The following is a 19248-nucleotide window of genomic DNA, read 5'->3' as shown; positions in this document are numbered from 1 at the left end:
TTCGACTTGCATGTGTTAGGCCTACCGCCAGCGTTCACTCTGAGCCAGGATCAAACTCTTCACTTAAAACTGCATGATCCGAAGATCAAAATTTAAAGCTGCAGATGATTGATTCTGGCAACGTATCGCTTGCTTTAAAACCTTGCTTTAAAACAATTAATAGTTGCTTGATCAAACGTCTGCAAGATGGACAATCATCCTTCCTGCAGGCGCCTTCACAAGATACCTGCGCATACTTTCAAAGATCGAGGGAAGTGGCCTCAGCGCCGCTCCCGTGTGCTGCGAAGTTTCCTTCGTAGCGAGCCGCCCATTATGCCAGACTTTTTCAGTCCGTCAACACCTTCGTTCGATCATCTCGTTCGGCGGTGGTGGGCGCCCTGTTGTCGCTGAAGCCCCTTGGTGGCGACCCCTGCGACGGGGGAGGAGAAGTATGTCCCTATTCCCATCGTTTGTGAAGGGGGTGTGGCGATTTTTTTCACCGGATGTTGCATCCGTTCATCCGGCGCGCTGCGGTAGGTTCCCGCGAAGAGCAGCCAAGCGTGGGCTTGGCTCTACAAGAGCACAAGGAAGGGCCGGCTAGCGCCGGCCCTTCCTTTGTCTCAGGCAGCAACCAGGCGCACGCGGGCAAACGTACGCTTGCCGACCTGCAACAGGCCTTCGAAGCCCGGCTGCAGCACCTGCTGGCCGTCTTCGACCACTTCGCCATCCACCTTGACTGCGCGCTCCTTGAGCTTGCGGTTGGCTTCGGAGTTGCTCGGGGTCAGGCCGGCCGCGGTCAGCAGCGCAGCAATACGCAGGCCTTCGACCGGGATCGCCACGTCCTGCAGCGGCAGCTGGGTGATGTCGCCCTGCCCGGTCACCGCCGCTTCCCAGCCGGCGATCGCCTGCTCGGCCGCTGCGGCGTCGTGGAAGCGGGTCGCCAGTTCACGCGCCAGGCGCAGCTTGACCACGCGCGGGTTCAGGCCGCCATTGGCCACCTGCTCGCGCAGCTGCACGGCTTCGGCCTGGCTGATGTCGAAGGACAGCAGCTCGATCCAGCGCCACATCAGGGTGTCGTCCACCTTCATGGTCTTGGTGACGATGTCGATGGCCGGTTCGCTGATGCCAATGTAGTTGCCCAGCGACTTGGACATCTTGTTGACGCCGTCCAGGCCCTCCAGCAGCGGCATGGTCAGCACCACCTGCGGCTTCTGGCCGTGATGCTCCTGCAGGCCACGGCCCATCAGCAGGTTGAACTTCTGGTCGGTACCGCCCAGCTCCACGTCGGCCTCCAGGGCCACGGAGTCGTAGCCCTGCACCAGCGGGTACAGGAACTCATGGATGGCGATGGACTGCTGGGCGGCGTAGCGCTTGGCGAAATCGTCGCGCTCGAGCATGCGTGCCACGGTGTGCTGGCCGGCCAGGCGGATCATGTCGGCCGCGCCCATCTTGCCGAACCACTCCGAGTTGAAGCGGACTTCGGTACGGCTGCGGTCCAGCACCTTGAACACCTGCTCCTCATAGGTACGCGCGTTGGCCAGCACGTCCTCGCGGCTGAGCGGCTTGCGGGTAAGGCTCTTGCCGGACGGGTCGCCGATCATGCCGGTGAAGTCGCCGATCAGGAAAATGACCTGGTGGCCGAGGTCCTGGAACTGGCGCATCTTGTTCAGCAGCACCGTGTGGCCCAGGTGCAGGTCGGGCGCGGTGGGGTCGAAGCCGGCCTTGATCCGCAGCGGGCGGCCCTCCTGCAGGCGCGCACGCAGATCCTCGAGCTTGAGGATCTCGTCGGCACCACGGCCGATCTGGGCAAGGGCTTCTTCAATCGAGGACACGTGACTACTCCCGGCAACGCCGATTCTTGTGTGGGGTGTTAAAGCAAAGTTAACCCGATTGGCTTCACAAAAGCCAATGGGCACAAGGGTTTGACGCGGTTTTCTCAGGTGTCTATGGTAACCGGCGATCAGGCCCCCGCTCCCGGGCCACCAGGAAAAAACCGCCGATGCACAATTCCGAACAAGGGCGCGCACGCAAGCAGCGCTTCCAGGAACGCCTCCACGTCCTGCACGACAACGCCCTGCATCGGAAGCTCAGGCAACATCTTCCCGCGGCCTTCAACGAGCGCTGGACCCGGCGCCATTGGATGCATGCCAGCCTGTTCGCGACCATCGGCGCCCTGGTGGCGACGATCGTGCCGGGCTTCTCGCACACCATCGACGCCCCCTTTGCCGACAGCCATACCAGTCTGGCACTGCCGTTGCCGCCGCTGGCCATGGCCCGCCAGCAGCAGGTGCCCGGTGACAGCTGGCAGGTGCTGCGCGTGGAACGCGGCCAGACCCTGAGCGATCTGTTCGACAAGGCCGGTATCCCGGCGACCACCCTGCACCGGGTGCTGGACCACCCGGGCGCGCGCGAGGCGCTGACCAAGCTTCGCCCGGGCGCCGAGATCGCCTTCGACATGCCGCTGTCCGGCGACCTGCGCAGCATCCGCTTCGACCGCGATGCCGACAACCGGGTGGAGCTGAGCCTGGCCGGTGACGACATCAAGGAGAAGGTGACCAAGCGCGAGACCTCCACGCGCACGGTGGTCACCAGTGGCGAGATCACCAGCTCGCTGTATGCCGCGGCCCGCCGCGCCGGGCTGTCGCCGTCGGCGATCGCGACGATGACCGACGACATCTTCAAGTACGACATCGACTTCTCAAAGGACCTGCAGCCGGGCGACCGCTTCAGCGTGGTGATGGATGAAACCTGGCGCGAAGGCGAGAAGGTGGACACCAGCAAGATTCTGGCGGCGACTTTCACCACCGGTGGCAAGACCTATTCCGGCTTCCGCTTCGACCGCAACGGCAAGTCCGAGTACTACGACATCAACGGCCGTTCGCTGAAGAAGAGCTTCATCCGCATGCCGATCCCGTTCGCGCGACTGAGCTCGACCTTCGGTGCGCGCAAGCACCCCGTGCTGGGCAAGATGCGCATGCACAAGGGCGTGGACTACGCCGCGCGCACCGGCACCCCGATCATGGCCGCCGGCGACGCCCGCGTGCAGTTCGCCGGCGTGCAGCGCGGTTACGGCAACGTGGTGATCCTCGACCACGGCCGTGGCCACACCACCCTGTATGGGCACATGTCGCGCTTTGCGAACATCAAGACCGGCCAGCGGGTGGCCCAGGGCACGGTGATCGGTTATGTCGGCTCGACCGGCCTGGCCACCGGCCCGCACCTGCACTACGAATTCCGCGTCAACGGCGAGCACCGCAACCCGCTGACCGTGACCATGCCGCCGCCGGAGCCGCTGAAGGGCGCCGAGCTGGTCGCCTTCCGCGCGCAGACCGCGCCGGCGATGGCCCGCATCCAGGGCATGGAGAAGCTGATCTACGCCGACGCCAGCCCGGTACCGACCAGCCGCGACGAGGCCGCCCCCGAGGTGGCCAGCGCCAAGGACAAGAGCAGCACCGGCCGCAAGCGCGGCTGAGCCCCTGCGTTGACGAAGAAGGACGCGGCAGCACAAGCTTGCCGCGTCCTTTTTTTATGCCCGCCATGAACACGACTGCCGACACTGACGCGCCCCTGTACCTTGGCCTGATGTCGGGCACCAGTGCCGACGGCATCGATGCCGCGCTGGTGCAGTTTCCTGCCGGCGGAGGCTGCCGCTTCGTGCACAGCCTGACCGCCCGCTGGGAGCCGGTGCTGCGTGCACGGCTGGTGGCGCTGGGCGAAGGTGGTCCACTGGATTCGCTGGAGGAGCTGGGCGAGCTGGACGCCCGGATCGCGATCAGCTTCGCTGGGGCCGCCAACCAGCTGCTGGCCGAGGCTGGCGTGGACGGCAGCCAGGTGCGCGCGATCGGCTCGCATGGGCAGACCGTGCGTCACCGGCCGCTGGCCGACCCCGCCTTCACCGTGCAGCTGGGCGACGGCAACCGCATCGCCGAATTGACCGGGATCACCACGGTCTCCGACTTCCGCCGACGCGACGTGGCGGCCGGGGGCCATGGTGCGCCACTGATGCCGGCCTTCCACCTGGCCATGCTGGGCACGACCGACGAAGACCGCGCCGTGCTCAATCTGGGCGGTATCGCCAACCTGACCCTGATTCCGCGCGAAGGTGCGGTACGTGGCTTCGATACCGGCCCGGCCAATGCGCTGATGGATGCCTGGTGCCAGCGCCACACCGGCCGCACCTTTGATGCCGACGGCGCGTACGCCGCCAGCGGCGCGGTGGACGAGGGCCTGCTGGAGGGCTGGCGCTCGGACCCGTGGTTCGCGCTGCCGCCGCCGAAGAGCACCGGCCGTGAGCAGTTCCACCTGGCCTGGGCCGAGGCGCACATGGCCGAGGGCCAGTACGCGGCGGCCGACGTGCAGGCGACCCTGCTGGAGCTGACCGTGGCAACGGTGGCCGATGCGCTGCTGGCGCAGCAGCCGCAGACCCGCCGCCTGCTGGTCTGTGGCGGCGGGGTACGCAACCGGCAGCTGATGAAGCGCCTGGCGGCGCGGCTGCCGGACGTGCAGGTGGAATCCAGCGCCGTGCACGGGCTGGACCCGGAGTACGTGGAGGCAATGGGCTTTGCATGGCTGGCGCAGCGGACGATGGACGGGCTGGCCGGCAACCTGCCAAGCGTGACCGGAGCTAAGGGCCCGCGGATCCTGGGTGCGATCCACCTGGCGTGAGGTGGCGCCATCCACGCGTGGCGTGGATCTACCGGGCAGCCGGGCGTGGGCTAGGCTCTACAGCATTGCGGCGCGGCCGCTAATCGAAGCCTTGCCCTGCGGGCAAGGCCTGCAGGGCGGCAATGGCATCGGACAGGGCATCCACTTCCGGATCGCCGAAGCCGGAGCGGACTTCCAGTTCACTGCTGAACAGGCCCTGCTCCAGCAAGGCGGCACAGGTCTGTTCGTGGGTCCAGCCGCGGGCGACCGCGACGCGTTTGATACGTTCCAGCAGCAGCGGGTCCAGGTCCCGCAGCACAACGTCGGCCATGCTCACTTCCCCGTTCGCAAGGCACCGCCCCCTCGGCGCGTCGGGGCGATGATCCCGCAGACCGGGCGGGCAGGCAATCAGGTCGAGCCGGCGGCCTGGCGACGGCGCTGCTGCAGGATCAGCAGGGCGCAGAGGATCACCACCGGGATCGCCACCAGCGCGGTACCGACGAAGAACAGCGCGTAGCCTTCCAGCAACGTCCGGCCCTGTGCGAGCGTCTGTACCGACCACCCCGAGAGCCCCTTGAGCGCCTTGCCGGGCATCGCGTAGAACGAACTCAGCAGTGCGTACTGGGTTGCGGTGTATCCGATGCTGGTCAGGCTCGACATGTAGGCGATCAGCGCCGTACCGGCGAAGCCGCTGGCGAAGTTGTCGATTGCCATGGCCACGGCGAAATGGGTTGTGTCCGGGCCGGAATAGGCCAGCCAGGCAAACGCCAGGTTGGAGGCCGGCCCCAGCACAGCGCCTACCATCAGCGCCGCCAGCACCCCCCAGCGGACCGAGACCAGGCCCGCTGCGGCAATACCGACGAAGGTCGCGACCAGCCCGACCGAACCACGCACCGCGCCCACGGTGTCCTCGTCCAGGCCGAGATCGACGTAGAACGGGTTGGCCATCGGTCCCATGACGAAGTCGGCCATGCGATAGACGCTGATGGCCACCAGGATCAGGATCGCGCCGCTGCGATGCTCGCGGACGAAGGCGATGAACGGTCCGGCTACGGCGTCGAACAATCCGCGCGGTGTCCACAGCGAGGTCGCCTGCGCCTGCACGGCAGCCACTTCCCGCGCGGGTTCGCGGGCCATGACCACGGCCACCACGCCAAGCGCCATCAGCACGGCCATGATCTCGTAGGAAACCTGCCAGCCGACACGGGCCGCGATGATCAGGATCAGCGCATCTGTGACCAGCAATGCAGTGCGGTAGCCCAGTGCCGAGGATGAGGTCAGCAGTCCAAGCTGCTCGCTGTTGTCAGCACTTTCAATGCGCCAGGCATCGATGACGATGTCCTGGGTGGCCGAAGCAAACGCCACGATCACAGCCATCACGCCGAACACGACGATGTGCTGCCATGCGATACCCAGGAACTGGATCTGGCCCCCCTTGGGCTGGACCAGCGCCATGCCGACCAGGCCCACCACCACAACCAGCTGCGACAGCAGCATCCAGCCACGGCGGCGGCCAAAGCGGCCGAACAGAGGCACGTCGGTCTTGTCGACGATCGGTGCCCACAGGAACTTCATGGTGTAGGCCAGCCCGACCCATGACAGGAAGCCGATCGTACTCAGCTCGATGCCTTCCTTGCGCATCCAGAAGCCGAGCGTGTTGCCCACCAGATAGATCGGCAGGCCGGAACTGAAGCCGAGCAGCAGCATCGCCAGCACCTTGCGCTGGCTCAGGTTGGACAACACCTGCTGCCACGGTCGGCGCGGCTTGGCAGCCTCGGTCACAGGTCGTAGTCCACGGTGAACGGGGCGTGGTCGGAGAAGCGCTCGTCGCGGTAGATCGAGCAGCTTCGCAGGCGGTCACGCAGGCCCGGGGTGATGAACTGGTAGTCGATGCGCCAACCGACATTGTTGGCACGGGCGGCGCCGCGGTTGCTCCACCAGGTGTAGTCCTCTCCGGTGGGGTTGAGCAGGCGGTAGGCATCGGCCCAGCCGCGACCGGCGGCGACGTCGGTGGCCTGGCCGTGGTCGGCGCAGAGGGCGTTGAGCCAGTCGCGTTCCTCCGGCAGGCAGCCGGAATTCTTCTGGTTGGACTTCCAGTTCTTGATGTCCAGCGCCGAACGCACGATGTTCCAGTCGCCGCACAGCACGTAGTCGCGGCCGCTGCGCGCCCACTCCTCCAGGATCGGCCGCAGCCATTCCATCACTTCGAACTTGAAGCCCTGGCGCAGGTCGCCCGAGCTGCCGGACGGGATATAGAAGGAGACCACGCTGAGGTTGCCGTAGCGTGCCTCGATGTAGCGGCCTTCGTCGTCGAACGGGGCCCAGCCCAGCGAAGTGATGACCTGGTCCGGCTCGCGCTTGCTGTAGATCGCCACACCGCTGTAGCCCTTCTTGGTAATGGCGTCGCGGTAGAAGCAGTGGTGGCCGTCCGGGCGGAACATCGGGTCGCTCAGCTGGTCTTCCTGGGCCTTGGTTTCCTGGATGCACAGGACATCGGCATCCTGGGCACGGAACCAGTCGAGGAAGCCCTTGGTCGCGGCGGAACGGATGCCATTGGCGTTGAAACTGATGATGCGCATGCGGAAGACCTACGGCGGGAAACCGGGCAAGCATACCGGTTGACTGCAGGGCTGCGCAGTCCGCCGGGTGGGCCCGCCAGCGCCTTCACACGGGGCCGGACGAGCGCGAAACGCCCAGCTGGATTAGGATTTGTGCTCCAAATGAAGATGAATCGAGTTTTGATGAGCGACCACCGCCACCGTTTCCTGCAGTTGGCCCTGACCGCCGACGCCCTTCGCTTCGGCCAGTTCACCCTCAAGTCCGGCCGGCTGAGCCCCTATTTCTTCAACGCCGGGCGCTTCGACTCCGGCTCGCTGCTGTCCCAGCTCGGCGCGTGCTATGCCGATGCCATCGATGCCAGCGGGATCAAGTACGACGTGGTGTTCGGCCCGGCCTACAAGGGCATCCCGCTGGCCACCGCGATGGCCTGTGAGCTGGCCCAGCGTGGCCGCGACCTGCCGCTGTCGTTCAACCGCAAGGAAGCCAAGGACCATGGCGAGGGTGGCCAGCTGATCGGCGCCGACATGCAGGGCAAGCGCGTGCTGATCGTCGACGACGTGATCACCGCCGGTACGGCGATCCGCGAAGCGCTGGGCATCATCCGCGCCGCCGGTGGCACCCCGGCCGGCATCGTGGTGGCGCTGGACCGCCAGGAGATCGCTTCGGAGACCGACCGCCGTTCTGCCGCGCAGTCGGTGGCCGAAGAAGCCGGTATCCCGGTGATCGCCGTGGCATCGCTGGCCGATCTGCTTGATTTCGCCTCCGGCAACCCGGAACTTGTGGGTTACCGGCAGCCGCTGGAAGCCTACCGGGCCCAGTACGGCGTTCGTTCGATCCGCTGACCGACCCAGGGGAAAGGTCATGTCCCGAGTTCCTGCTGTCCTCTTCGCCGGCCTGCTGCTGGTCGTGCCGTTCACCGTACCGGCGCAGTCGCGCGACAGCGGCAAGGCGGAAAAGAAGCTGTACTGCTGGAACGAGGGCAAGGAGCGGATCTGCAGTGATTCGCTGCCGGCCGACGCGGTCAACCATGCCCGCGAGGAATTCAATGCGAGCACGGGCCTGCGCAATGCGCAGGTCCAGCGCGCGTTGACCGACGAGGAGCGTGCCGCTGCCAGCACCGCTGCGCAGCAGCAACAGCTGGACCTGATGGCCGAGCAGACCCGCCAGCGCACCGAGCAGGCCATGTTGTCCACCTACGGCAGCGAGGCCGACCTGCGCCGGGTGTTTGCCGAGCGCCAGGAAGTGCTGGACAACAACCTGAAGACCGCCGAGTACAACGTCACCAGCCTGCGTGAGTCGCTGGTGGCGCTGCTGTCGGCGGCGGGAGACCGCGAGCTGGCCGGCGCCAAGGTGGCCGACAAGCAGGCCGAGGCGATCCGCAAGCGGCATGCGCAGCTGCAGGCGCAGCAGCGCCTGCAGGCCGGGCTGGTGCAGCAGCAGCAGGCGTTGAAGGCCGAGATCGACAGCACCCTGCAGCGCTATCGCGAGCTGAAGGGGCTGGTGCCGGCGGACGCTCCGGCGGGCTGACGGCGCGGCCTCCGCCGGGCATGGCCCGGCGCTACCCCGGGCCTGGTTACGGGTTGGCCCACGGAATTTATGCACTCTTTACGCGTCGGCCCGGTCCGGCGCGTAGTGCGTTTATGGGGGGTAGGACGACGATGGCGGCCTGAGGTGGAGGGGTTCCACCAGGACGCTATTGCAATGTCCCCCTGGCTGTCGTTGTTGTGTGGCGTGCTGGTGCTGGTTGCCGCCGCCTATCTCCTTTATGTCGTGCTGCGGCCCGAGTCGTTCTGAGCGGAGCCGGCCATGACTGAGATGCTTGTGATTATTGCCGCCAGCCTGCTGCTGGCGTGGCCGCTGGGCCTGTACCTGGCGCGCGTGATGCGCGGCACGCCGATGAAGGTCGACGTGCTGTTCCATTGGATCGAGAAGCCGCTGTACAAGGTGCTTGGCGTCGATCCATCGCGCGCCATGTCCTGGCGCGGCTATGTGCTGGCCTTCGTGCTGAGCAACGTGGTGGTCGCGGTGCTGACCCAGGCGGTGTTCATGACCCAGGCCTGGTTGCCGTTGAACCCGGACCAGATCCCGAACATGCGCTGGGACACCGCGCTGCACACGATGATCTCATTCCTGACCAACACCAACCAGCAGCACTATTCGGGCCAGGCGCAGCTGTCCTACTTCTCGCAGATGACCGGCATCACCGGCCTGCAGGTGGTGACGCCGATGATGGGCCTGGCGCTGGCGGTGGCGACGCTGCGCGCGTTGTTCTCGCGTGCGCCGCAGGCTGCGGCGACCACCGGGGCCGGCGATGACCGCCAGGTGGCGGTGGGCAACTACTACGTGGACGTGGTGCGCCTGTGCGTGCGCTTCCTGCTGCCGCTGTGCCTGGTGTGGACGCTGGTACTGACCAGTCAGGGCGTGCCCTCGACGATGGCCGGTGGCCCACAGGCCACGCCGATCGATGCCAGCGCCGGCATGGCCGAACAGAAACTGCCGTTGGGACCGGTGGCGGCGATGGTCGCAGCCAAGCAGCTGGGCGCCAACGGCGGCGGCTGGTACGGCCCGAACAGCAGCTTCCCGCTGGAGAACCCGACCCCGCTGTCGAACGCGCTGGAGATCGTCGGCATCCTGCTGGTGCCGATGGCGGTGATCTTCATGATCGGCGCGTTCACCGGCCGGCGCCGCTTCGGCGCCCTGGTGTTCAGCTGCATGCTGGGCATGTCGCTGCTGTCCACCGGCGCGATGATGTGGAGCGAAGGGCATGGCGCCAGCGCCGCCACCCCGCTGCTGATGGAAGGCAAGGAAGTGCGCTTCGGCGCCGACGGCACTGCGCTGTGGGCGGCGGTGACCACCCAGGTCTCCAACGGCTCGGTCAACGGCATGCACGATTCGCTGGCGCCGCTCAGTGGCGGCATCGCGATGGTCAACATGCTGGTCAGCGCGATCTGGGGCGGCATCGGCTGCGGCCTGCAGCAGTTCATCGTGTACCTGCTGCTGGGCGTGTTCCTGGCCGGGTTGATGACCGGGCGTACGCCGGAACTGTTCGGCCGCAAGCTGGAGACGCCACAGGTACGCCTGCTGGCCCTGCTGGTGCTGCTGCAGCCGATCACCCTGCTGGTGTTCACCGCGATCACCCTGGCCGTACCCGGCCTGGCCGGCACCTCCAATCCCGGCTTCCATGGCATCAGCCAGGTGTTCTACGAGTATGTCTCGGCCTATGCCAACAACGGTTCGGGCTTCGAAGGGCTGGGTGACGCCACGCTGTGGTGGAACCTGAGCTGCTCGCTGGTGCTGCTGCTGGGCCGCTTCCCGCTGCTGATCATCCCGCTGGTGGTGGCCGCACAGCTGGCTGCCAAGCGCCAGGCGCCGGAGTCTGCCGGCAGCCTGCAGATCGAAACGCCGACCTTCGCCCTGACCCTGGTCTCGGTGATCGTCATCCTGACCGTGCTGCAGTTCATGCCGGCGCTGGTACTCGGCCCGATCGCCGACCACCTGAGCCTGGGACTGCACTGAGGACACCGCAATGAGTACCCACGCAAGTTCAACCCGTAGTTCCCTCGCACCGCGCCCTGCCCTGCTGGATGGCGCAGGCCTGCGCCGCGCACTGGTCGAGGCAGTGCGCAAGCTGTCGCCGATGCATCTGGTGCGCAGCCCGGTGATGGCGGTGGTGATGGCCGGCACGATCGTGGCCGCGATCGTCACCCTGACCGGCAATGCGCCGCTGGGCTTTGGCCTGGCGGTGACCGCGATCCTGCTGGTGACCGTGCTGTTCGGCAATTTCGCCGAAGCCGTGGCCGAAGCACGTGGCCGTGGCCAGGCCGCATCGCTGCGCCGCGCCCGCCAGGACCTGGTGGCGCGCCGCCTGGCCGCACCGCAGCCGGGTGCCGCGGAAACCCAGCTGCCAGCCGCCGAGCTGCGCCCGGGCGACCATGTAATCGTCAGTGCCGGTGAGCTGGTACCGGCCGATGGCGAGATCGTGCAGGGCCTGGCCACCATCAACGAAGCAGCGGTGACCGGCGAATCGGCACCGGTGCTGCGCGAAGCCGGTACCGACCGTTCCGGTGTGATCGGCGGCACCAAGGTGCTGTCCGACCAGATCATCGTGCGGGTGACCGCCGAGCCGGGCCACAGCTTCCTGGACCGGATGATCGCGCTGGTGGAAGGCGCCAACCGGCAGAAGACGCCGAACGAGATCGCACTGACCCTGCTGCTGGCGGCGATGACGCTGACCTTCCTGGTGGTGGTGGCGACGCTGCCGGCCATCGGCGCGGCGGTAGGCGTGCAGGTTGACCCGCTGCTGCTGATCGCACTTCTGGTCTGCCTGATCCCGACCACCATCGGCGGCCTGCTGCCGGCCATCGGCATCGCCGGCATGAACCGCGCGTTGGCCGCCAACGTGCTGGCCAAGTCGGGCAAGGCGGTGGAAGTCGCGGGAGACGTGGACGTGCTGCTGCTGGACAAGACCGGCACCATCACCTACGGCGACCGCCAGGCCAGCCACTTCCATCCGTTGGCCGGTATCGATGCCAGCCAGCTGCGTGAAGCGGCGCTGTTGTCCTCGCTGGCCGACCCGACCCCGGAAGGCAAGTCGATCGTGCGCCTGGCGCGCGAACAGGGCTGCGCCACCGCCGAACCGGACCACGCCGAGTACCTGGCGTTCAGTGCGCAGACCCGCATGTCCGGCGTGGATCTTGAACATGGGCGGCAGATCCGCAAGGGCGCCGCCGATGCGATCCGTGCCCACGTACAGGCGCTGGGCGGCAATGTACCGGCTGAACTGGCCGGCCGCGTCGAGCAGGTCGCACGCAACGGTGCCACCCCGCTGGTGGTGGCCGAGGGCCGCCACGTGCTGGGCGTGATCGAACTGTCGGACGTGGTCAAGCACGGCATGCGCGAGAAGTTCGCGCAGCTGCGGGCGATGGGCATCCGCACGGTGATGATCACCGGCGATAACCCGCTGACCGCCGCCGCGATCGCTGCCGAAGCCGGTGTCGACGACTACATCGCCGAGGCCCGCCCTGAAGACAAGCTGGCACGCATCCGCCAGGAGCAGGCCGGTGGCCGCCTGGTGGCGATGGTCGGTGACGGTACCAACGATGCCCCGGCACTGGCCCAGGCCGACATCGGCCTGGCGATGAACTCCGGTACGCAGGCGGCGAAAGAGGCCGGCAACATGGTCGACCTCGATTCGGACCCGGCCAAGCTGCTGGCAGTGGTGGAAGTAGGCAAGCAGCAGCTGATCACCCGCGGTGCGCTGACCACCTTCTCGCTGGCCAACGACGTGTCCAAGTACTTCGCGATCCTGCCGGCGCTGTTTGCCGCTGCGGTTCCGGCCATGGCCGCACTGAACGTGATGCAGCTGTCGAGCCCTCGCAACGCGGTGCTGGCGGCGCTGATCTTCAACGCCCTGGTGATTCCCGCCCTGATCCCGCTCGCCCTGCGTGGCGTGCGCTTCCGCCCGGCCACCGCAACGGCGCTGCTGCGCCGGAACATGCTGGTGTACGGCCTCGGCGGCGTGCTGCTGCCGTTCGCAGCGATCAAGGCGATCGACCTCCTTCTTGTCCTGGTATTCGGCGCATGAACCGTTCTGCTTCCACCTCCACTTCCCTGTCCCGCGAACCGAAGGCCGAGGCCTGCGTGGCCAGCCTGCAGGACGGCGCCAGCTGGCGCCCGGCGATCGGCCTGGGCCTGGCCACCCTGCTGCTGGCCGGTGCGGTCTACGCCGGTATCGCCACCGGTTTCGCCGGCCTGGCCTACCCGACCCAGGCCGAGGGCAGCCTGCTGCGCGATGGCAGCGGCCAGGTGCGCGGCTCGGCGTGGCTGTCGCAGCCGTTCGCCGGTGACGGCTACTTCCAGGCACGTCCGTCGGCGGCCAACTACGACCCGATGGCGGCAGCCGGTTCCAACATGGCGCGCAGCAACCCGGCGCTGGCCGAGCGTGTTGCCGCCAGCACCGCGGCGGTGGCCGCACGCGAAGGCGTTGCCCCGGCGCAGGTTCCTGCGGACCTGGTCACCCAGTCCGCCGGCGGCCTGGATCCTCAGCTGTCACCGGCTGCAGCGCAGTTGCAGGTAGCCCGCGTGGCGCGTGCCCGTGGCCTGCCGGTGGAACGCGTGCAGGCACTGGTGCAGGCGCATACCGAAGGTCGCCAGTGGGGCCTGTTCGGCCAGCCGCGGGTGAACGTGGTGACGCTGAACTTCGCGCTGGACCACGCGGCCAAGGCGCCGTGATGCCGGCCTGCACCGGCTGCGCGCACAATGGCACCCATGACTGATGCGCGTACCCGCCAGGCCGATGCCCTGGTTGAAGGCCTGCAACGCGAAGCCGGCGGCAAGCTGACCGTGTTCCTCGGCGCGGCGCCGGGCGTGGGCAAGACCTACACCATGCTGACCCGCGCGCAAGAACAGCTGCGCCGCGGCGTTGACCTGGTGGTCGGGCTGGTGGAAACCCATGGCCGCGCCGATACCCAGGCGCTGCTGGAGGGGCTGCCACAGCTGCCGCTGAAGGACGTGGACTACCACGGCCATGTGCTGCAGGAGATGGACCTGGATGCCGTGCTCGCACGGCATCCGGCGCTGGTGCTGGTGGACGAACTGGCACACCGCAATGCCCCGGGTAGCCGCCACGAGCGGCGCTGGCAGGATGTGATGGAGCTGCTGGATGCCGGCATCGACGTCTGGACCACGGTCAACATCCAGCATCTGGAAAGCCTCAATGACGTGGTGATGCGCATCACCGGTGTGCGGGTCAGCGAGACCGTGCCGGATGGGGTGCTCGACCGCCTGCATGACATCGTGCTGGTCGACCTGCCGCCGCGCGAGCTGATCGCGCGCCTGCAGCAGGGCAAGGTCTATGTGCCCGAACAGGCCGCGCAGGCGCTGCAGGCGTTCTTCTCGCCGGCCAACCTCACCGCACTGCGCGAGCTGGCCATGCAGGAGGCCGCCGACCGCGTCGACAGCAGCCTGCGTGAAGCGCGCGCCGCGCGCGGCGAGAGCAACCTGCCACTGCGTCGTGGCGTGCTGGTGGCCATTGATGGCGGCGGTCAGAGCGAGTACCTGGTGCGGGTGGCGCGGCGCATCGCCGAACGCCGCGATGCGCCGTGGACGGTGGTGACCGTGCAGGGCCGACGCCAGGACGAGGCGACCCGGCGCGAGATCGATGCGGCCTTCGCATTGGCACGGCGCCTCGGCGGCGACGCCGAACTGCTGCACGGATCAAGCATCGCCGATGCCCTGCTCGACCATGCCGCGCACAACGGCGTGTCGACCCTGGTGCTCGGCCGGACCCGCGAACGTCCACTGGCGCGGATGTTCAACCGCACCCTGACCCAGCAGCTGATCCAGCGCGGCGCGCATTACGAGATCACCATCATCAGCACCCCGCAGGCACGTGCGCGCTCGCGCCGGGAGGGCCTGCTGCCGCCGATGCGCGGCATCAGCTACGAACCGGTGCAGGCGCTGATCGCCACCGCGCTGGCCTGTGCGGTGGCATGGCTGGCCGAACGCTGGGTCGGCATGGCCGACCTGTCGATGGTGTTCATCGTGGCGGTGGTGCTGGTGGCCGCACGCACGCGTGCCAGCGTGGCGGTGATGGCGGCGATCCTGTGCTTCCTCGCCTACAACTTCCTGTTCATCGCGCCGCGCTTCACCTTCGCCATCGGCGCGCGCCAGGGCGTGATCACCGTGTTCCTGTTCCTGGCCGCCGCGCTGGTGGCCGGACGCCTGGCCTCGCGCCTGCGCATGCAGGTGATCGCGCTGCGTGCGGCGAATCGACATGCGCGTGCGCGCCAGCAGCTGGGACGGCAGCTGGCCAGCGCGGCCGGCAACGGCGAGGTGGCACAGGCGGGTCGGCATGCACTGGAACAGGCCATGGACGTTCCAGCGTGGCTACGGATCGGCGCCGATACCGCAACCGGTGGCCGCAGCCAGCCGGGCGATACCGACTTGGCCGCCGCCGATTGGGCACTGCGCCACGGCCAGCCGAGCGGGCGCTTCACCGACACCCTGGCCGGTGCGCAATGGTGGTTCCTGCCGCTGCTGGATGGCGAAGACCGCGCCATCGGCGTGGCGGGCCTTTACCTGCCCGGCGCACAGGCGCGCCTGCTGCCGGAGCAGCGGCAGCTGGCCGAGGCGATGGTCGACGACATCGCCCAGGCCGCGCTGCGCACGCGGCTGGTGGCCGAACTGGAGCAGGCCCACGTCAGCAACGAGACCGAGCGGCTGCGCTCGGCCCTGCTCTCTTCGGTGTCACACGACCTGCGCTCGCCGCTGGCGGCGATGATCGGTTCGGCCGACAGCCTGGCCAGCTACGGTGCGGCGATGGATACGGCTGATCGCCGTGCCCTGCTGGACACCATCCTGGTCGAAGGCGAGCGGCTGGACCGCTACATCCAGAACCTGCTGGACATGACCCGGCTCGGCCACGAAGGGTTGAAGATCAACCGCGACTGGATCGGCGTGGACGAGCTGATCGGCTCAGCGGCGCGGCGCCTGCAGCGCTACCAGCCCAAGGTGCGGCTGGAGCTGGATATTCCGGCCACGCTCGCGCCGATCTGGGTACACCCGGCGCTGGTTGAACAGGCGGTGTTCAACGTGATGGAGAACGCGGCCAAGTTCTCGCCACCCGATGCCGCCGTGCAGGTGCAGGCGCGCGAACTGGACGGACAGCTGCGCATCGATGTGATCGATGCCGGCCCCGGCATTCCCGATGACGAGCGCGCGCGCATCTTCGACATGTTCTACAGCGTCGAGCGCGGCGACCGTGGCCGCCACGGCACCGGCCTGGGCCTGACCATCTGCCAGGGCATGGTCGGTGCGCATGGCGGCAGCGTGCAGGCGCTGCCCGGACGCGACGGTCGCGGTACCCTGATCCGCATCACCCTGCCCCTGCTCAAGCCAGCCTCCCACGATGAGCCCGACTCCGATTGACGCCAGCGCGCCGGCCCCGCGCGTGCTGGTGATCGATGATGAAACCCAGATCCGCCGGTTCCTGGACATCAGCCTGCGCGCGCAGGGCTACCAGGTGCGGCAGGCGGCCACCGGCCAGGAAGGCCTGCAGCTGGCGGCCAGCGAGGACATGGACCTGGTGATCCTGGACATCGGCCTGCCGGACATGGAAGGCCATGAGGTGTTGGAGCAACTGCGGCAGTGGAGCCAGGTGCCGGTGATCATGCTGACCGTGCGTGCGGGTGAAGCCGAAAAGGTGCGCGCACTGGATACCGGCGCCAATGACTACGTGACCAAGCCGTTCGGCACCCAGGAGCTGATGGCGCGGGTGCGGGCGCTGCTGCGCACACGCAGCGTGCCCAGCGACGGCACGCCACCGGTGTTCGACGATGGCCATCTGCATGTGGATCTCGTACGCCGCGAAGTGGCGCTGGATGGCGAGCCGGTGGCGCTGACCCGCAAGGAGTACGCGCTGCTGTCGCTGCTGCTGCGCAATGCCGGGCGGGTGGTGACCCAGCCGCAGATCCTCCAGGAAATCTGGGGCCCGACCCACCAGCACGACACCCATTACCTGCGCATCCTGGTCGGCAAGCTGCGGCACAAGCTGGGTGATTCAGCGCTGGATTCGCGCTACCTGTTCACCGAGCCAGGCGTGGGCTTGCGTTTCAAGGGGTAGTGCCGGCCGCAGCCCGGCAACTGCAGGGTGTGTGAGGTTCATGGGCTTGCCGGCCAGCGGCCGGCACTACCCATTCTGCTGCAGCTTCCAAAGGGGTCAGAACCCCAGCGGGGTGTCGCCCAGCACCGGTTGCAGCTGGCTGCGGAACAGCGCCTGGATGCGCTCCAGTGCCGCCTCGTCGTTGCCCTCGAAGCGCAGCACCAGCACCGGCGTGGTGTTGGACGCGCGCACCAGGCCCCAACCATCGGGGAAGTCCACGCGCAGGCCGTCGATGGTCGACAGCCGCCCACCCACGTACGGATTCTCCGGCGACTGTGCCGCCGCCACCAGCATCGCCACCAGCGCGTGCGGCGTGCCTTCGGCCACCGGCACCTTCAGTTCCGGCGTGGCCACCATCTCCGGCAGCTCGGCCAGCACCTCGTCCGGGGTTTCCTCGCGCTGCGCCAGGATCTCCAGCAGTCGTGCGGCGGCATACAGGCCATCGTCGAAACCGAACCAGCGCTCCTTGAAGAAGAAGTGGCCGCTCATCTCGCCGGCCAGCTCGGCATCGGTCTCGCGCATCTTCGCCTTCATCAGCGAGTGCCCGGTCTTCCACATCAACGGGCTGCCACCATTGCGCAGCACGTGATCGGACAGCTTGCCGGTGCACTTCACGTCGTAGATCACCATCGCGCCGGGGTTGCGCATCAGCACGTCGGCGGCGAACAGCATCAGCAGGCGGTCGGCATAGATGATCCTGCCTTCGCCGGTGACCACGCCCAACCGGTCTCCGTCGCCGTCGAAGGCGACGCCGAGGTCGGCGCCGAAGCGCTTGACCGTCTGCACCAGGTCTTCCAGGTTGGCCGGCTCGCTCGGGTCGGGATGATGGTTGGGGAAGGTACCGTCGACATCGCAGTACAGCGGGATGACTTCGGCGCCGATGGCTTCCAGCAGCTGTGGTGCAAGCGCACCGGCAACGCCGTTGCCGGCATCGGCCACGACCTTCAACGGGCGGTCCAGCTGCACGTCGTCGGCGATGCGCTGGATGTAGTCGGCACTGACATCGCGCTGCTGGTAATCGCCCGGCTCGGCCGCCTGCGCCAGGCGCCCCTCGACGATGCGCTGGTAGAGATCGGTGATGGCATCGCCTGACAGCGTCTCGCCGCCGATGACCACCTTGAAGCCGTTGTACTCGGGCGGGTTATGACTGCCGGTGACCGCCACGCAGGTGCCGGTACGCAGGTGGAAGGCGGCGTAATAGACGACCGGCGTCGGTGCCAGGCCGACGTCGATCACCGCGCAACCGGTGCGACGCAGGCCCTCGGCCAATCCCGCAGCCAGTTCCGGGCCGGACAGGCGGCCATCACGGCCGATCACCACCTCGCGCAGGCCCTGTTCCAGCGCCACGGTACCGATGGCCTGGCCGATCAGCGCGGCGGTCTTCGGCGTCAGTTCGCTGCCGACCACGCCACGGATGTCGTAGGCGCGGAAGATGCCGGCGGCCAGTTCCCCGGCAGGGACCGGTGGCGGCGGCGGCGCAGTGTCCGCGGCGCTGGCGGCGGCCACCGGTGGCGGCGCCATCTGCAGGCTCTCGCTCAGGGTCGGGCCATGATCCGCTTCCGCCACGGCCGCACGGCGCGGCAACGGCAGCGACTTCGGCAGCCGGCCGCGACCCACCACCAGCAGCACGGCGATGAACGCCAGCAGCAGCGCGACGATGGCACTGGCCAGCGAACCCAGGCCCAGTGGACCCGCTTCGACATTCGGTACGGCGGCCACCAGCCGCAACGGCGTGCCCGGAACCGGGCGCGCCAGCGCTTCGGCGCTCTCGGCCAGGCCGGCGTCGCCCTGGGCAACGAGGTCATGCGTGCCTTGGCGCAGGCCGAGGAAACCGGTGGACGGGGCGCTCACCTGGTCCAGCGGCGAGGTCAGCCGCAGCAATGGCTGGCGCACGTAGAGCACTGCCGGGCCAAGGCTGCCCAGCTGCACCGGAGCCGCCAGACCCAGGCGATTGCCACCTGCATCGCGCACCACGCGCAGGCCAGGCTTGCCCTCGGCCAGCGCTTGTTCCAGCAGGGCCAGGCGTGCGTAGCCGAAGGTGGCCGGGTCGGCATAGGCCGTGGCCAGATCGGCGGTCAGCACGTCAGCCTGCTCCACGCCGGTCCAGCTCTCGCGCACGGCCAGCGCCGCTGCCGCGGCGTCACCGGCCTGCAGTGCCTGCTGCACGCGTTCGTTCTTCAACTGCTGCTGCAGCTGCTTCAGCTGGCCGGCTGCGGCCTCCTGCAAGCCCTGCACGGCCTGGTCACGCGCTTCTTCCAGCGCCTGGCCATTGGACTCCTGCCGCCATTGCTGCACCGCGCTCCATCCGAACCAGCCGGCCAGCAGGACCAGCAGCACCCCCAGTAGTGGCGCACTGCGTCCCAACGACCGTTCCCGCTGCCCTTCCCCGATGCCGCTCATCAATG

The 19248-nt window shown here is 67.8% G+C and carries 15 protein-coding genes and 1 rRNA gene; 10 read left to right on the top strand and 6 right to left on the bottom strand.

The window, feature by feature from the left end; translation table 11 throughout:
• Positions 1–66, bottom strand: a 16S ribosomal RNA gene (locus tag AC5P68_RS14530); the annotation flags it as partial.
• Positions 67–599: 533 nt separating this feature from the next.
• The gene (tyrS, locus tag AC5P68_RS14525; protein WP_005407778.1) at positions 600–1811 is read right to left on the bottom strand and encodes a tyrosine--tRNA ligase; all 1212 of its coding nucleotides are present in this window, start codon (positions 1809–1811) and stop codon (positions 600–602) included.
• A gap of 167 nt (positions 1812–1978) precedes the next feature.
• Between tyrS and AC5P68_RS14520 the strand changes: the two genes are divergently transcribed.
• Positions 1979–3451 (top strand): M23 family metallopeptidase, encoded by a 1473-nt coding sequence (locus tag AC5P68_RS14520; RefSeq protein ID WP_049403460.1) that lies wholly within the window; start codon positions 1979–1981, stop codon positions 3449–3451.
• 65 nt (positions 3452–3516) lie between these two features.
• Positions 3517–4644, top strand: coding sequence for an anhydro-N-acetylmuramic acid kinase (locus AC5P68_RS14515; protein ID WP_414497870.1), 1128 nt, complete (start codon positions 3517–3519; stop codon positions 4642–4644).
• A 79-nt stretch (positions 4645–4723) separates the two neighbouring features.
• Here AC5P68_RS14515 and AC5P68_RS14510 read toward each other — a convergent pair whose 3' ends face one another.
• The 3 genes from AC5P68_RS14510 to AC5P68_RS14500 form a co-directional block, all read right to left on the bottom strand.
• Positions 4724–4954 carry a hypothetical protein gene (locus AC5P68_RS14510; RefSeq protein WP_005407775.1) on the bottom strand — a complete coding sequence of 77 codons (231 nt, stop codon included), beginning with the start codon at positions 4952–4954 and terminating at the stop codon, positions 4724–4726.
• A 77-nt stretch (positions 4955–5031) separates the two neighbouring features.
• Positions 5032–6405, bottom strand: a complete 1374-nt coding sequence (locus tag AC5P68_RS14505) for an AmpG family muropeptide MFS transporter (protein ID WP_005412009.1) — start codon at positions 6403–6405, stop codon at positions 5032–5034.
• Positions 6402–7202, bottom strand: a complete 801-nt coding sequence (locus AC5P68_RS14500) for an exodeoxyribonuclease III (RefSeq protein WP_024956358.1) — start codon at positions 7200–7202, stop codon at positions 6402–6404. Before AC5P68_RS14500 ends, AC5P68_RS14505 begins: the two co-directional genes overlap by 4 nt.
• 162 nt (positions 7203–7364) lie before the next feature.
• Here AC5P68_RS14500 and pyrE point away from each other — a divergent pair, with 162 nt between their 5' ends.
• From pyrE to AC5P68_RS14460, 8 genes are all read left to right on the top strand, one after another.
• On the top strand, positions 7365–8024 hold the full coding sequence (pyrE, locus tag AC5P68_RS14495) for an orotate phosphoribosyltransferase (RefSeq protein ID WP_005407772.1): 660 nt from the start codon (positions 7365–7367) through the stop codon (positions 8022–8024).
• Between the two features lie 19 nt (positions 8025–8043).
• Positions 8044–8709: a hypothetical protein gene (locus tag AC5P68_RS14490; protein ID WP_005407771.1), complete on the top strand. Its 666-nt coding sequence runs from the start codon at positions 8044–8046 to the stop codon at positions 8707–8709.
• Between the two features lie 174 nt (positions 8710–8883).
• Positions 8884–8976 carry a potassium-transporting ATPase subunit F gene (locus AC5P68_RS14485; RefSeq protein ID WP_005407770.1) on the top strand — a complete coding sequence of 31 codons (93 nt, stop codon included), beginning with the start codon at positions 8884–8886 and terminating at the stop codon, positions 8974–8976.
• A gap of 12 nt (positions 8977–8988) precedes the next feature.
• Complete coding sequence (gene kdpA, locus AC5P68_RS14480; protein ID WP_049453641.1) at positions 8989–10698, top strand: potassium-transporting ATPase subunit KdpA; 1710 nt, start codon at positions 8989–8991, stop codon at positions 10696–10698.
• A 10-nt stretch (positions 10699–10708) separates the two neighbouring features.
• Positions 10709–12766, top strand: coding sequence for a potassium-transporting ATPase subunit KdpB (kdpB, locus tag AC5P68_RS14475; RefSeq protein ID WP_288416912.1), 2058 nt, complete (start codon positions 10709–10711; stop codon positions 12764–12766).
• Positions 12763–13413 (top strand): potassium-transporting ATPase subunit KdpC, encoded by a 651-nt coding sequence (kdpC, locus tag AC5P68_RS14470; RefSeq protein WP_288416914.1) that lies wholly within the window; start codon positions 12763–12765, stop codon positions 13411–13413. Before kdpB ends, kdpC begins: the two co-directional genes overlap by 4 nt.
• Positions 13414–13449: 36 nt before the next feature.
• The gene (locus AC5P68_RS14465; RefSeq protein WP_111108768.1) at positions 13450–16110 is read left to right on the top strand and encodes an ATP-binding protein; all 2661 of its coding nucleotides are present in this window, start codon (positions 13450–13452) and stop codon (positions 16108–16110) included.
• Positions 16091–16804, top strand: coding sequence for a response regulator transcription factor (locus AC5P68_RS14460; RefSeq protein ID WP_005412001.1), 714 nt, complete (start codon positions 16091–16093; stop codon positions 16802–16804). Before AC5P68_RS14465 ends, AC5P68_RS14460 begins: the two co-directional genes overlap by 20 nt.
• Before the next feature lie 96 nt (positions 16805–16900).
• On the opposite strand, the gene AC5P68_RS14455 is transcribed toward AC5P68_RS14460, so the two are convergent.
• On the bottom strand, positions 16901–19243 hold the full coding sequence (locus tag AC5P68_RS14455) for a phosphomannomutase/phosphoglucomutase (RefSeq protein WP_033834999.1): 2343 nt from the start codon (positions 19241–19243) through the stop codon (positions 16901–16903).
• Positions 19244–19248: the final 5 nt, after the last annotated feature.

It is taken from the genome of Stenotrophomonas sp. YJH_SMC_58 (genome assembly GCF_059369635.1).
The sequence above is the reverse complement of the archived record's forward strand: the minus strand, read 5'-3'. Positions and strand labels throughout refer to the sequence as shown.

Coding starts and splice junctions, on each gene's coding strand:
- AC5P68_RS14520 (WP_049403460.1), top strand. CDS start 1,979: ATGCACAATTCCGAACAAGGGCGCGCACGCAAGCAGCGCTTCCAGGAA.
- AC5P68_RS14515 (WP_414497870.1), top strand. CDS start 3,517: ATGAACACGACTGCCGACACTGACGCGCCCCTGTACCTTGGCCTGATG.
- AC5P68_RS14510 (WP_005407775.1), bottom strand. CDS start 4,954: ATGGCCGACGTTGTGCTGCGGGACCTGGACCCGCTGCTGCTGGAACGT.
- AC5P68_RS14500 (WP_024956358.1), bottom strand. CDS start 7,202: ATGCGCATCATCAGTTTCAACGCCAATGGCATCCGTTCCGCCGCGACC.
- pyrE (WP_005407772.1), top strand. CDS start 7,365: ATGAGCGACCACCGCCACCGTTTCCTGCAGTTGGCCCTGACCGCCGAC.
- AC5P68_RS14490 (WP_005407771.1), top strand. CDS start 8,044: ATGTCCCGAGTTCCTGCTGTCCTCTTCGCCGGCCTGCTGCTGGTCGTG.
- AC5P68_RS14485 (WP_005407770.1), top strand. CDS start 8,884: ATGTCCCCCTGGCTGTCGTTGTTGTGTGGCGTGCTGGTGCTGGTTGCC.
- kdpA (WP_049453641.1), top strand. CDS start 8,989: ATGACTGAGATGCTTGTGATTATTGCCGCCAGCCTGCTGCTGGCGTGG.
- kdpB (WP_288416912.1), top strand. CDS start 10,709: ATGAGTACCCACGCAAGTTCAACCCGTAGTTCCCTCGCACCGCGCCCT.
- kdpC (WP_288416914.1), top strand. CDS start 12,763: ATGAACCGTTCTGCTTCCACCTCCACTTCCCTGTCCCGCGAACCGAAG.
- AC5P68_RS14465 (WP_111108768.1), top strand. CDS start 13,450: ATGACTGATGCGCGTACCCGCCAGGCCGATGCCCTGGTTGAAGGCCTG.
- AC5P68_RS14460 (WP_005412001.1), top strand. CDS start 16,091: ATGAGCCCGACTCCGATTGACGCCAGCGCGCCGGCCCCGCGCGTGCTG.
- AC5P68_RS14455 (WP_033834999.1), bottom strand. CDS start 19,243: ATGAGCGGCATCGGGGAAGGGCAGCGGGAACGGTCGTTGGGACGCAGT.